Below are 14,130 nucleotides of genomic sequence, written 5' to 3' on the forward strand. Positions count from 1 at the left end.
GTCTTGGAGAGTATTAATAATGTTGGATATCAAGCAGCTTCGCCAGGAGCCGGACGCCGTGGCAGCCGCCTTGAAAAAGAAAGGGTTTGACTTTGATGTTGAGACCTTTCAGCAGTTAGACAGTCGCCGCAAGCAGGCAGACATCGACAGTCAGGAATTACTGGCACAGCGTAAGCAAGCCTCCAAGCAAATCGGCGAACTGGTAAAAAGCGGTATGCCGGTGGAGGAGGCCAAAGCCCAAGTTAATGAGACGCTGGCCAAAATTGAATCCCAGCTGGAAAGCCTGAAGCAGGACGCCAAGGCGGCCAACGATGCGCTCGACAGCCTGCTGATGGCGGTACCCAATATTCCGGCAGACGAAGTCCCCGAGGGCAAAGATGAAGCCGATAACCGGGAAATTTCCCGCTGGGGCGAGCCCGCTCAATTCAGCTTTGAGGTCAGCGACCATGTCGACGTCGGTGCCCGTCTGGGTGGCTTGGATTTCGACACCGCCAGCAAAATCACCGGCAGTCGTTTTGCAGTCATGCGGGGCGGTATTGCGAGACTGCACCGCGCTCTGATCCAGTTCATGCTGAACACCCACTGTGGTGAGCACGGCTATCAGGAAGTTTATGTGCCCTACATCGTGAACAGCGACTCCCTTCGCGGCACCGGACAACTGCCGAAGTTTGAGGAAGACCTGTTCCGCCTTCAAGGTGATGCGGAGTACTACCTGATCCCCACGGCAGAGGTGCCGGTGACCAATATCATGCGCGACGAGATAATCGACGCTGCCGAGTTGGGAGAGGGACTGAAATTTGCCGCACACACCCCGTGTTTCCGTTCAGAGGCCGGCAGCTACGGTCGCGACACGCGCGGCATGATCCGTCAGCACCAGTTTGAGAAAGTCGAGCTAGTACAGTTTGTGCGCCCGGAACAGTCTGAGGCGGCACTTGAGGCGCTGACCGGTCATGCGGAAGCGATTCTGCAAAAACTGGAACTGCCATACCGCAAAGTCTTGCTATGTGGCGGTGACCTTGGCTTTTCTGCGCGTAAAACCTACGACCTGGAAGTCTGGCTGCCTGCCCAAAACACTTATCGCGAAATCTCCTCCTGCAGTAACTTCGGCGATTTCCAAGCCCGCCGTATGATGGCACGCTGGCGCAACCCTGAAACCGGAAAGCCGGAATTACTCCATACTCTCAATGGTTCTGGTTTGGCGGTGGGGCGCACGCTGGTTGCTTTGCTGGAAAACGGCCAACAGGAAGATGGCAGCGTTGTGATACCCGAGGCACTTCGACCCTATATGGGCGGCATTGACTGCCTGAAACCCTGCGAGCTGGGCTGAACCGGTGGATTTTCTGCCACTGTTCACCCGCTTAGACGGACAGGTTTGTCTGATCGTGGGCGGCGGCGAGGTCGCGCTGCGCAAAGCGAGGTTGTTGCACAAGGCCGGCGCGACACTTCGGGTCGTTGCACCCGATATTCTCCCTGAGCTGCAGGCATTGCTTGCTGAGAGTGGCGCCGCCGCCGAGAGCCTTCAGGACGTCTATACCCCGGAAACGCTGGATAAGGTCTTTCTCTGTATCGCGGCTACCGATGATCGCAGCCTGAATCAGCGCGTATCGGAAGACTGTGGGCAACTGCAGATTCCGGTGAACGTGGTCGATTGCCCTGAGCTTTGCAGCGTTATCCTGCCTGCCATCATCGATCGCTCGCCGATTGTGGTCGCCGTCAGCAGTGGTGGGAAAAGCCCGGTACTCGCGCGGATGATCCGCTCAAAGCTTGAATCGAGCATTCCCGCTGCCTATGGCCGTCTGGCGGATCTGGTCGGCCAGTTTCGCGATGCCGTCAAGCAGCGTTTCGGTGATATCGAAGAGCGACGGGCCTTCTGGGAGCAAACACTCGATGGCCCGGTCGCTGAAATGGTGTATGCCGGTAAGTCAGACACGGCCGCCGATATGCTGTGCGAACTGATCGGCAAGGCGGAGCCCGCACCGGGTGGGGAAGTATATTTGATTGGGGCGGGGCCCGGCGACCCGGATCTGATGACCTTCAAAGCACTGCGCCTGTTGCAAAAGGCCGATGTCGTGCTCTATGACCGGCTGGTGGCGCCGGAAATTGTCGAACTCTGCCGGAAAGACGCGGAGCGCGTATTCGTTGGCAAAGCGCGGTCAAATCACGCTGTGCCCCAGCAGGATATCAACCAGCTTCTGGTCCAGTACGCCAGCCAGGGGCGCAAGGTGGCGCGGCTGAAGGGCGGTGATCCCTTTATTTTCGGCCGTGGTGGCGAAGAAATACAGGAACTGGCAGAGCATCGTATTCCCTTTCAGGTCGTGCCAGGCGTAACGGCGGCAGCGGGCTGTGCAAGCTATGCGGGTATCCCGCTTACTCATCGCGATCACGCGCAGTCTGTGCGCTTTGTCACCGGGCACCTGAAAGACAACAGCATCAACCTGCCGTGGGCGGAGCTGGTACATAATCAGCAAACCGTGGTCTTTTATATGGGACTGATCGGCCTGCCGGTGATCTGCGAGCAGTTGATAGCCCATGGCCGCAGCCCGGATACGCCGATAGCCATTATTCAGCAGGGGACAACGGCTAATCAGAAAGTGGTCACTGCGACCTTGGCCACCATGGTGAAAACCCTTGAGCAGCACCCGGTACAGGCGCCGACACTGATTATTGTTGGCGAAGTGGTGAGCCTGAGGGAAAAACTGGCGTGGTACGAACAACAGCGTGACCTGGACACGTAAACAGCTTGGAGAACAGCGTGACAGACTACGATTACGACTTACTGGTCATCGGCGCAGGCAGCGGCGGTGTGCGAGCGGCCCGTATGGCGGCGGGCATGGGTGCCAAGGTGGCTGTTGCAGAGTCCCGCGCGCTGGGCGGCACCTGTGTCAATGTAGGTTGTGTTCCCAAAAAACTGTTCAGTTATGCGGCCCACTTCACCGAGAATTTCCACGATGCGGCCAGTTTCGGCTGGGATGTTGAACACCAGCCCCTGAACTGGGCACGCCTGCGTGACAACAAGACCCGTGAAATAGAGCGTCTGAACGGCATTTACGGCAACTTGCTGCGCAATGCCGGCGTTCAAATCATTAATGGTCACGCCCGCTTTGTCGACAGCCATCGTGTGGAGGTAGAAGGCAAAACCTACAGTGCCGAACGTATCTTGGTCGCCGTGGGGAGTTGGCCTTTCATTCCCGACGTTGAAGGTCGGGAGCACGTGATCAGTTCCAATGAATTGTTTTATCTCGACGAACTGCCCGAGCACGCCACCGTCGTCGGCGGTGGCTATATCGCCACAGAGTTTGCGGGGATTCTGAATGGACTCGGCGTCAAAGTGACGCAGATCTACCGCAGAGACTTGTTTTTACGCGGTTTCGATGAAGAAATTCGCGGACATCTCGCCGAAGAAATGCGTCAGCGAGGCGTTGATTTGCGCTTTAACGAGGATGTTAGCGCCATTATCAAAACCGAGCAGGGCTACCAGGTCAAACTCCAGCACGGCGACACGCTGAACACCGGTTTGGTGATGTATGCGACCGGACGCAACGCGCTGGTTGAGGGCCTGGGCCTTGAGAATACCCAGGTCACACTCAACGATAAGGGCTTTATCGAGGTCTCTCCGGAGTTTCAGACCCAGGACCCTGCTATCTACGCCTTGGGCGATGTCACGGGCGGAATGGAGTTGACGCCCATCGCGCTGGCCGAAGCCATGAACCTGGTACGCCGCCTATACGGCGATCAAGACCAAGCCATGGATTACAGCTACATTCCCACGGCTATTTTCTGTCAGCCTAATATCGGCACCGTGGGCTACAGCGAAGAGCAAGCGCGGGAAACCTTTGGCGATATTCGCGTGTTTACCTCGCAGTTCCGGCACCTGAAACACACGCTGACTGAAAACCCCTCCAAGGTTTTCCTTAAACTGATTGTCGATGTCGCCAGCGACCGTGTGGTAGGCGCACATATGCTCGGCGATGATGCGGGAGAAGTGATTCAGGGTTTTGCCGTTGCCATTAAGGCCGGAGCAACAAAAGCGGTCTTTGACAGTACGATCGGCATTCACCCCACCGTTGCGGAAGAGTTTGTCACTATGCGGGAAGCCAGCCGTTAAGCTGGCTTCCGTCCTTACTTATGGGCGCCCGGCCAATTGCTCGGGCTGAAAGTAGGGCATTGCATCAACGAGAATGTGGCCTGCCTCATTGAGTAAGGGGTCGACCTTTTCCTTCTTCTCTTCGTCACCCTTGTCAGCAACGGTATCACTGTCCTGACTGCTGTCCATTTTAGGACTCACAACCAAGTCATCAGGAATTTCCAGTCCCTCTTCACCGTCGCCTTCCAGTACCTCCAGAGGCTCTTCGCCCTTAGCCACACGGCGGCGGTTCTCCATCGCCAGTTGCAGGGCTTTCTGTTCCTCACGCTCTTTCTTGCGAACCGCCATATTCAGCGACAGCTCTTTGCGGTCGCGATATTTATCGATGGCGGCAAGCTGTTCGGTGAGGAAGCGGAAGTCCGGGTCCTTGGCAATACGGGAAGCGTGCTTGTTTTCCAAGGCGGGCAGGCCGGAGCGAAGGTCATAGTAATAACGATGGCGCGCCTCGGCGATACGGTCCCAGGCCATGGCATTGTCCAGAATGCTCTCACCGATCTGCTCCTTGTCGTAGAGCGGCGGGAAGGCAATATCGGGAATGACGCCGCGATTCTGGGTGCTGTCACCCGAAATCCGATAGAACTTGGACTCCGTCATTTTTAGCTGCCCGTGGCTCAGCGGGTTAACGGATTGCACCGTTCCTTTACCAAAAGACTGGGTACCAATCACGATTCCGCGCTGATAATCCTGAATGGCGCCGGCAAAAATCTCTGAAGCCGAAGCGCTCATCCGGTTGATCAGCACAGCCAGCGGGCCGGTGTAGTAGGGGGAGCTGCGACGCTTGCCTTCGCGAATCACCCGCGAATTCGACTGGCGAATCTGCACAGTCGGACCGCTTTCAATAAACAGGCCGACCAAGCCATTGGCCTCGGCCAGCGAGCCGCCGCCGTTATCGCGCAGATCGATGACAATCCCTTCTGCGCCGTCAACCAACAGCTCGCCAAGAATACGGTGGACATCCCGGGTCGTGCTGCGGAAGTCCGGATCTCCCATGCGGAAGGCATCAAAGTCGAGGTAAAAGGTCGGAATATTGATGACACCAATCTTGCGCGTCTCGCCGTCGGCATCTTTGATCTCGATGATTTCGCCTTTGGCACTTTGCTCTTCGAGCTTCACCTCATTGCGCTCGATCACGATTTCCTTGCGCTCTTCATCGCTATGCGCAATGGCTGGGATGACGTCCAGGCGCACGAAGGAGCCGCTGGGACCGCGAATCAGGTCAACCACGTCATCCAGACGCCAGCCGATCACATCCTGCATCTCGCCTTTCTTCCCCTGAGCGACCCCAACGATGCGGTCAGCCGGCTGCAGTTGCCCTTGCTTATCCGCAGGGCCCGCCGGTACCAGGCGAACAATCTTGGTGTAGTCGTCCTCCATCTGCAGCACGGCGCCAATGCCTTCCAGCTTCAGGCTCATATTGATCTGAAAATTTTCAGACAGGCGAGGGGAGAAGTAATCCGTGTGGGGGTCGTACAGCGAAGCAAAGGCGTTGGCATACATCTGGAACGCGTCTTCCGATTCGAGCTGCTCAAGCCGTTTGACCTGGTTGCGGAAGCGTTTCTGCAGCAACTCGACAATATCTTTGTCTTCCTTGCCTGCCAATTTGAGCCCAAGAACGCGGTTTTTAAGCTGCTTTCGCCATATTTCGTCGGCTTCTTGCTGATTTTTGGGCCAAGGCTGCTCCGAGCGATCCAGCAGGATGTTCTCATCCTTGCTGAAGTCGAAACTTGGAACTGTCTTGTCGAGGCTGGCTATCGTTTTCTCCAGCCGTTCAACAATGCGCTGGCGATAGCGATTGAAAATGCTAAAGCCGGCATCCACGCGGCCTTTCTTCAGTTCGTCATCAAGGCGTTCGCGGTAGCGCTCGAACTCATCAATATCGCTTTTCAGGAAAAACTGACGATTCGGATCCAGGTCGGCGAGATAGGAATCCAGCAATTGTGATGACGCGCTGTCATCGACCTCGAGTTTGACGTAATGACCGCGTTCGAGACGCTGCAGCATCTCTTTCATCGCGCCGCGCTGATCGCCGTCTGGTGATAACTCGGTAAGCGCCTGCGCCGAGGGCAACAGCAGCAATACCAGGGCCAGGGTTGTGAACACTCGGCGAGTGAATGAAGAGGTGGATCGTTTCAATAAATACATATAAAACCTGCTTTACTCCGCAGTAGCTCGCTCCTGATCAATACGCTGCCCAAGGCAGCATGGGGCGAATTGCTTGTTATTTCACTGCTACGGATGATGTTCAGTATCGGTATACCGCGTTACACTCAAAATATCTACACCAGCACAATAAATGGAGCCCGCGAGTGAGCAAAAACCCGAAGGTGGCCGCAGTAGAGGCCTATATCAAAGCACTGAGTGAGCATGATCTCACCGCCATCGACGCCCTTTATACGGATGATGCCAGCCTAGAAGACCCCGTTGGCAGCACGCCGGTCGTTGGTAAAGACGCTATTCTTGGATTTTACAAAACCGCATTTAGTTCCGGGATCAGTGCACGCATGGACGGTGCCGTCCGACTGGCCGCCAACCACGCCGTTTTTCCCTTTATTGTGGAGCTGAACCCCGGCAACGGCGAAATGCGCCTGGAAATCATCGACCAGTTTACCTTTAACGATGACAACAAAGTGGTTGCCATGAAAGCGTTTTGGGGACCGGAAAACGCCAGCACTCCCTGAACGCCTGCCGGCCCTGCCTGGCGGGGCCAAAGACAATCCCTTCTTCTATCAGCGAATAATAGCGACTGACTTGAGTTGCGCGTAGACAGACATCCCAGCGCGCAACGCCAGACTATGCACGCTGCGCCGGGTGAGGCGAGCCAGTAACTGCTGCTGGCCCAGCGTTAATTCGACAATCTGCATCGCCTCGGCAAAGTCATCGTGAATGGCGCAAATCTGGCAGGGCAGGATATTCACAATGCTGCTGTCCTGGGGCTGCGCCAGGCTCAAACTCACATCCTGCGCCCGAATCCTCAAACGCAGGCGGCTGCCGATGGCGTCGCCGCTGTCGCGCACCCACAATGCGCCGCCATCAAAAGCACATTGCATCAAGTGCCATTGCGTATCGCGCGCGACCAAATCGGCATCAATGACGGCAGAAACTTCGTCTTTTTCGCCCAGACGGTGCCGCTCCTGAATCAGCATGTCAGAGAGCGGCCCCTGCGCGACAGCTCGGCCGCTATCCATCAGCACCAGATGGTCGGCAAGACGGCAGATTTCATCGAGAGAGTGACTGACATAGAGAATCGGGATGGCCGAGTCCCGGCAAAGCGTTTCCAGATAGGGAAGGATCTCAGCTTTGCGCGCCGGGTCGAGACCGGATAGGGGTTCATCCATCAACAACAACTGGGGCGCGGCCAGCAGTGCCCGGGCAATTGCCACCCGTTGGCGCTCGCCGCCCGACAGCCGGTCTGGCTGACGCTGGAGGAGGGGAGCCAGGCCCAGCAGTTCCACGACTGCATCCAGATCGGGCCCAGAGTCACGGGCCCGCTTCTGGGCATAGCGCAGGTTACCCGCAACATCCAGGTGGGGAAACAGGCTGGCTTCCTGAAACACATAGGCAATAGGTCGCTGGTGGCAGGGCAGATGTTGCCGCTCGTCCAGCCATGTCTGCCCATTGAAGGAAATTGCGCCACTGACTTGCGACTCCAGCCCGGCAATACAGCGCAGTAAGGTGGTTTTACCCGATCCCGACGGTCCGAAGATGCCAGTCACGCCAGTGGTGGGTAAAGGCAGCGCCAGATTGAGCTGGAAATCCTCACGGGAGCCCCTTTGGAGCTGGAGATTGACGTCCAGTTTGCCCATCGCCATTCAGAACCCCAGCAATCGCGAGCTGCGATCGTCCCGCCGCAAATACTGCAACACCAGCATCATCCCGAACGACAGCAGCAACATGATCGCCGCCAAGCGATGGGCACTTCCATAATCCAAGGCCTCAACGTGCTCATATAGCTGTACCGACAAAACCTGTGTCGCCCCGGGAATATTTCCCCCAATCATCAGCACCACCCCGAATTCACCCAGCGTGTGGGCAAAACCCAATACCGTGGCGGTGATAATGCCCGGACGGCACAGGGGCAGTAACACAGTAAAAAACCGGTCGAATGGCCCCGCGCCAAGCGTGGCCGCCACATCCAACGGCCGCTGACCCACCGATTCCATCGCATTTTGAAGGGGCTGCACAACAAAGGGCAGGGAGTAGAACAGGGAACCAACAACCAATCCGGAAAAACTGAATGCCAGACTTTGCATTCCCAGCAGTTCAGTCAACGCCCCGAGCGGACCCTCGGGGCCCATCGCCAGCAGCAGGTAGAAACCCAAAACCGTCGGCGGAAGGATCAAGGGCAGGGTAATCAGGGCAGCAATAGGCTGCCGCAACCACGAACGACTGCGGCACAGCCACCAGGCGAGAGGAATACCAATCACGAGCAGCAGTATCGTGACGATTGCCGCCAACTTGAGCGTCAGCAATAGAGCGCTGAGATCTGCGGCATTCAGGAACCCTGTCGTCACTCTCAGCGGGCTCCCGGAAGGCGGTAACCCGCGCTCAAAATGCGCGCTTCTGCCGCTTCAGTTTGCATAAACGCCAAAAACTGCTCAGCGGCGCGCTGCTGCTTGCTGTTTTTCATGACCACGCGCTGCTGTTCGATTGGCGCATACCAATTCGTCGGAACCTCCCAGAAATCGTCATCATTCCGCATTTGAGAGCGTGCCAGCAAGCCCGCTTCCGCATTGCCGCTGTAGACGTACTGATAGGCCTGACTGATATTCTCACCGCGAACCAGCCTTGGCTGGGCCTTATCCAAAATCGCCAGTTTCGTCAGGACTTCCATCGCGGCTTTGCCATAGGGCGCCAGTCGCGGGTTAGCGATGGAAAAACGGCTGTAAGCAAACGCCTTGAGTGCGTCTTCAGGGGTCGGCCCGGCTGGCCACAACACCAGTTGACCCAGCGCATAGGGCTGGCGACTGCCAGTGGCGATCAGCCCCTTGGCTTCCAGTGCTTTGGGGCGGTCAGCGTCCGCCGAGAAGAAAATATCAAAGGGCGCGCCCTGAACAATCTGCGCGTACAGCTTGCCCGACGAGCCGCGAACCACGGTAACCTTGTCACCTGTGCTCGCCTGGTAATCCGCAGCCAGTGCCTCAAGGGTGTCAGCGAAATTTGCCGCAACGGCGAGGCGAAGCTCCGCATGAGCCTGAGCGACGGTCCCGAGCAGCCATAGGGATAAGCAGAACAAGAATCTGGACAACGACAAGGTGCTCCGAACAAAGAAAAAATCAGCCTGCGTTTTACGGTAGAGCAGCTACGCACACTGAACAACCGCCAGAAAGCTAACAAGCTGAAAATAATAGATTTTTTACCTTGGTTTTCAAGCCTAAGCAGACCGCTACCGCCAAAATTGTATCACGCAACATTGCTCCGCAGGCCCTGGGGCAAAGAAAAGGGCTTCTGCCGTTCGTTTATATCAACAGCGCCGTCGGCAAGGGCTTGACCTGTGTCTTGGACAAAGGTGTATAACCGACTTACTGAATCAGATTCCTGTTCTGGTAAAGGCGCCGACGGGAATTATGATTTGCCATTTGATTGAAGAAGTTGCCGCGGATCAGCGTGGTAGAAGCGAGTCAACGTATTGAAGCCGTTAACGTAGCTGGGCTGTCTTATCAAACGCCCATGCGAATAGGCCGGGAGTAGGGCATGAGTTCAAACACGACAACATCTGGCGATGCATCTTGCCATGGTAATAACGCCACAACGTCACCCCATCATCCTCACACCCATGATCATCATGACGCCGAGACCTTTATCTTGCGCCTATAAAACGGACGCATTTATTTTCTCTGACCGGGAAGTATCTAGAAAACTAGTGGCAATTCAGGTCCTGCAATAGGTGTAGATATAGGGGTAGATTTTTTACAATTTGGAGTTCAGCAAGGTAGTATCGCTAACAGTTTCAGGGGTAGCAGTGGAAGCATTACGACAGACCTAATGCTCCCCTTCATTAGTGCAACAGGCACTATCACTTCAGGTGATATTAACTATGGTGGACAGATTAATTTAGGCATTTCAGTTGCTGATGCGATATTTTTTACGACAGGCATTCCAGTTCCTGAAGTAGTTGGCTCAAAAAATACTACTCACATCATTACTGTTGAAGATGCCTTGAATGGTTTTCGGACAGGGGTAAGCACATTTTTCGAGAGTTTTTTTGGCCCGGTAGACGGCCCAAATGAAAACGGCGCGCGCTATCCAATTGATTCGTTAGACCTAGACTTCGGAGCCGATGGAACAGGGTCTGATTTTTAAGTTTAGCTTCCTAAAAGAGGGTTTGGTTTTGCTTAGAAAAATGAATATTAGAAAAAGATGGTTATTCTTTATCGGAATAGAAATTGTATTTTTAGCTATGGTGATAAGTTTTGTCAGCTTAATACTGAGCTCCGCACCCTATCTCTTTCCCATTTGGTTCTTAAGCTTCCCTATTTTTTTTTCAATTATCGTAAAATGCCCGAAATGTAATTCTTCATTTTTTTCTATTATCAAATCAGAGTCGTCAGTAACATCGAGACTTCGATTTGGAAGGTTATTAATTTTATTCTGGAAAACTCCACTAAAGGGTGAGGTTTTATGTCCGGTTTGTCATCACGATTTATTTGAATCTTCTCCAGATGAATAAGGGATAGGTTTTTTTGCTCAAAATACCCAAAAATCTGCTTAATCCGCCTCGTTTCTACCCTATAAGTGTAACTCCCGCTAGGAGTAGTCAGGGTGATAAGCAGTACTCAAGGACAGCAGTTCCTGTCACGGCTCGCGAAAAATATTTTGGTGTAGAGATGTCGGCTCATGCCGATCTGTTCGGCGAGTAGACTCCATATTTCCGCAGCAAACCTTTGATTTTAAAACGATATACCGCAACAACAGACCGCTACCGCCAAAATCGTATCACGCCACATTGCTCCGCAGGCCCCGGGGCAAAGAAAAGGGCTTCTCCCGTTCGTTTATATCAACAGCGTCGTCGGCAAGGGCTTGACCTGTGTCTTAGACAAAGGTGTATAACCGACTTGCTGAATCAGATTCCTGTTCTGGTAAAGGCGCCGACGGGACCTATGATTTGCCATTTGATTGAAGAAGTTGCCGCGGATCAGCGTGGTAGAAGAAGCGAGTCAACGTATTGAAGCCGTTAACGTAGCTGGGCTGTCTTATCAAAGACCCATGCGAATAGGCCGGGAGTAGGGCATGAGTTCAAACACAACATCTGGCGATGCATCTTGCCATAGTAATGACGCCACAACGTCACCCCATTATCTTCACACCCATGATCATCACCATCATGACGCCAAGACCGCCAATCTGCAGGAGCTCATTATTGAAGGAGCGGGCTGCGCCAGTTGCGTCGGGAAAATCGAGTCAGCATTGAATGCTGTGCCGGGCGTAGAAAAGGCGGAGATGAATTTTGCGATGCGCACCGTAAGTGTGGCGGGCACGGCGCCAGCAGATGCTTTGGTCAATGCGGTAGAGAAGGCCGGCTATAACGCCAAAATCGCAACGGCCGAGCATGAAGACGATGCGCTGGCGGAAAAAGAACAGGCAGATTGGGCCTATTACAAACGTCTGATGCGTGACATGACCATCGCCTTGTCCGTAGGTGTGCCGCTGATGATATACGGCATCGTCGGCGGCGCAATGACCGTGAATACGACCGGTGAGCGCCTTGCGTGGTTAGCGGTAGGGCTCCTGACATTCGCCGTGATGGTCATTGCGGGTAAACATTTTTATATCGGTGCCTGGCAGTCCTTCAAAAACCACTCGGCCAATATGGACACCTTGATCGCGCTGGGCACAGGCACCGCATGGCTGTACTCCATGGTCGTTGTAGCCGCTCCCCAGCTCGTTCCGGAAATGGCGCGACATGTGTACTTCGAAGCTACAGCCATGATTATTGGCTTAATTGACCTGGGCCTGGCGCTTGAACTGAAGGCCCGGGGCCGGACATCTGAAGCCATAAAGCGGCTTATCGGCCTGCAAGCTAAAACTGCCAGAGTCATTCGCGACGACAAAGAACTCGACGTGGCTATTGAGCAGGTATTAATGGACGACATTGTCCGTGTGCGACCGGGCGAGAAAATTCCTGTCGATGGTGAAGTCATCGACGGTCATACGGCCATAGATGAGTCCATGCTAACCGGGGAACCGATGCCCGTTGAAAAAGCCGAGGGCGATGCTGTAGCGGCGGGCACCATCAATAAAACCGGCTCAATACGGTTCAAAGCCACCCGCGTCGGCAAAGACACGGCGCTCGCGCAAATTATCAATATGGTCAAGCGCGCGCAGAATTCCAAGCCGCCCATAGGGCGTTTGGCAGACGTGATCTCGGCGTATTTTGTGCCGGTCATCATGATTATTGCCATCACAAGCGCACTGGCATGGCTCAATTTTGGTCCCGATCCAGCGCTTGCCTTTGCCATTGTGTCAGCCACCACCGTGCTGATTATCGCTTGCCCCTGTGCACTGGGGCTGGCAACCCCCATGTCGGTCATGGTGGGCGTGGGCAAAGCGGCGGAGGCGGGTGTGCTGATCCGCAATGGCGAAGCCTTGCAAACCGCATCGAAAATATCGGCCATGATTCTGGATAAAACCGGCACGATCACACTGGGCGCCCCGAAAGTCACCGATATTCTAATCGCTAGCGAGGAGGACGAGAGCACCGTGCTAAAACTGGCGGCATCCCTTGAATCCGGATCAGAGCATCCCCTCGCGTTAGCCATTGTTGAGACTGCCCGAGAGCGGGGCATCGAGAGCAGCAAAGTCGCTAACTTCAGCGCCATTGCAGGCCATGGCGTGCAGGCGGACGTTGACGGTAAGACATTGCTGTTCGGCAACGAAAAACTGATGCGCGAGCGTAATATCGACCTCGGTGAGTTCGTCGAAAAAGCACAAAATCTCGCCATTGAGGCAAAAACTCCCATGTATTTCGCGGTGAACAATCGGCTGTCCGCCATTATCGCCGTGGCTGATCCCATCAAAGACGACTCCATTGCCGCCATAAAACGCCTGCAACAGAACGGTATTCGCGTCGTCATGCTGACCGGTGATAACCGCGCGACGGCAAAGGCCGTTGCCGCAAAGGCGGGCATTTCCGAGTTTTTCGCCGAGGTACTGCCAGAAGACAAATCCAAAAAAGTTCAGGAATTGCAGATGGAAGGTGAAGTGGTCGGCATGACCGGCGATGGCATTAACGATGCGCCAGCGCTGGCCATCGCCAATGTCGGGTTTGCCATCGGCACCGGTACCGATGTGGCCATCGAGAGTGCCGATATCACCCTCATGCGTGGATCGCTGCACGGACTTGCCGATGCCATAGCGGTAAGCAAAGCCACGCTGCGCAACATCAAACAGAACCTCTTCGGCGCCTTCGTCTATAACGCTGCCGGTGTGCCCTTTGCTGCGGGCGTGTTGTATCCATTCTTTGGCGTGTTATTGAGCCCGGTCGTCGCGGGGGCTGCGATGGCATTTTCGTCCCTGACCGTCGTCACAAACGCCAACCGTCTGCGCCTGTTTAAGGCACAAGAACACTAGAGAGCGCCAACCAGCATCCTGTTAAGGAGAGTAGATATGCTTTTGATCAATATCGTCGGTATCGTGCTGATAGCACTGATTGTATGGTGGTTCTGGCTGTACAAGCCTAAAGAGGCCGAGCTTGGCGAAAACGACCTGATAATCACCGTCGAAAACGGCACGTACTCGCCTGCGAGAATCAAAGTGCCCGCAGGGAAGGCGATAGACATTAAATTCATGCGCAAAGACCCAACGCCTTGTTCCGAAACCTTGCTGATCCCCGAGTTAAGCATCAGCGAAACGCTGCCACTCAACAAACTGAAGTCGATCACTTTGCCGGCATTACAGGCGGGCGAGTACGCATTCCATTGCCAGATGCAAATGTACCGGGGACAGATCATGGTTGGTAACTAAGTCTTGTGGAGGCTATTTCAAAGCCC

At 54.8% G+C, this 14,130-nt stretch carries 11 protein-coding genes; 7 read left to right on the forward strand and 4 right to left on the reverse strand.

What is annotated here, in order from left to right; all coding sequences use genetic code 11:
• Positions 1 to 19 precede the first annotated feature (19 nt).
• The 3 genes from serS to gorA are packed head-to-tail and all read left to right on the forward strand — an operon-like array spanning position 20 to position 4,105.
• On the forward strand, positions 20 to 1,327 hold the full coding sequence (gene serS / locus G411_RS0100270; RefSeq protein ID WP_028968011.1) for a serine--tRNA ligase: 1,308 nt from the start codon (positions 20 to 22) through the stop codon (positions 1,325 to 1,327).
• A gap of 4 nt (positions 1,328 to 1,331) precedes the next feature.
• On the forward strand, positions 1,332 to 2,735 hold the full coding sequence (gene cysG / locus G411_RS0100275) for a siroheme synthase CysG (protein WP_022957161.1): 1,404 nt from the start codon (positions 1,332 to 1,334) through the stop codon (positions 2,733 to 2,735).
• Between the two features lie 17 nt (positions 2,736 to 2,752).
• Positions 2,753 to 4,105: a glutathione-disulfide reductase gene (gene gorA / locus G411_RS0100280; protein ID WP_022957162.1), complete on the forward strand. Its 1,353-nt coding sequence runs from the start codon at positions 2,753 to 2,755 to the stop codon at positions 4,103 to 4,105.
• A gap of 18 nt (positions 4,106 to 4,123) precedes the next feature.
• On the opposite strand, the gene G411_RS0100285 is transcribed toward gorA, so the two are convergent.
• Entirely contained in the window at positions 4,124 to 6,286 is a 2,163-nt protein-coding gene (locus G411_RS0100285; protein ID WP_022957163.1) for a carboxy terminal-processing peptidase, read from the reverse strand.
• A 164-nt stretch (positions 6,287 to 6,450) separates the two neighbouring features.
• Between G411_RS0100285 and G411_RS0100290 the strand changes: the two genes are divergently transcribed.
• Complete coding sequence (locus G411_RS0100290; protein ID WP_022957164.1) at positions 6,451 to 6,822, forward strand: nuclear transport factor 2 family protein; 372 nt, start codon at positions 6,451 to 6,453, stop codon at positions 6,820 to 6,822.
• Between the two features lie 48 nt (positions 6,823 to 6,870).
• Here the strand turns inward: G411_RS0100290 and modC are convergent, their stop codons facing one another.
• From modC to modA, 3 genes are read right to left on the reverse strand one after another with little or no spacing between them, the layout of a single operon-like run.
• The gene (modC, locus tag G411_RS0100295; RefSeq protein ID WP_022957165.1) at positions 6,871 to 7,953 is read right to left on the reverse strand and encodes a molybdenum ABC transporter ATP-binding protein; all 1,083 of its coding nucleotides are present in this window, start codon (positions 7,951 to 7,953) and stop codon (positions 6,871 to 6,873) included.
• Complete coding sequence (gene modB / locus G411_RS0100300) at positions 7,954 to 8,655, reverse strand: molybdate ABC transporter permease subunit (RefSeq protein ID WP_022957166.1); 702 nt, start codon at positions 8,653 to 8,655, stop codon at positions 7,954 to 7,956.
• Positions 8,656 to 8,657: 2 nt separating this feature from the next.
• Positions 8,658 to 9,389: a molybdate ABC transporter substrate-binding protein gene (gene modA, locus G411_RS0100305; RefSeq protein WP_169530592.1), complete on the reverse strand. Its 732-nt coding sequence runs from the start codon at positions 9,387 to 9,389 to the stop codon at positions 8,658 to 8,660.
• Positions 9,390 to 10,126: 737 nt separating this feature from the next.
• Between modA and G411_RS22005 the strand changes: the two genes are divergently transcribed.
• The 3 genes from G411_RS22005 (at position 10,127) to G411_RS0100315 (ending at position 14,104) form a co-directional block, all read left to right on the forward strand.
• A complete protein-coding gene (locus G411_RS22005) occupies positions 10,127 to 10,444 on the forward strand; it encodes a hypothetical protein (RefSeq protein ID WP_157581066.1) in 318 nt (105 codons plus the stop codon).
• A gap of 927 nt (positions 10,445 to 11,371) precedes the next feature.
• The gene (locus G411_RS0100310) at positions 11,372 to 13,711 is read left to right on the forward strand and encodes a heavy metal translocating P-type ATPase (protein WP_022957168.1); all 2,340 of its coding nucleotides are present in this window, start codon (positions 11,372 to 11,374) and stop codon (positions 13,709 to 13,711) included.
• A 36-nt stretch (positions 13,712 to 13,747) separates the two neighbouring features.
• Positions 13,748 to 14,104, forward strand: coding sequence for a cupredoxin domain-containing protein (locus tag G411_RS0100315; RefSeq protein ID WP_022957169.1), 357 nt, complete (start codon positions 13,748 to 13,750; stop codon positions 14,102 to 14,104).
• The last annotated feature ends 26 nt before the right edge of the window (positions 14,105 to 14,130 follow it).

The organism is Spongiibacter tropicus DSM 19543, assembly GCF_000420325.1.
GTDB classification, from domain to species: Bacteria; Pseudomonadota; Gammaproteobacteria; order Pseudomonadales; family Spongiibacteraceae; genus Spongiibacter; species Spongiibacter tropicus.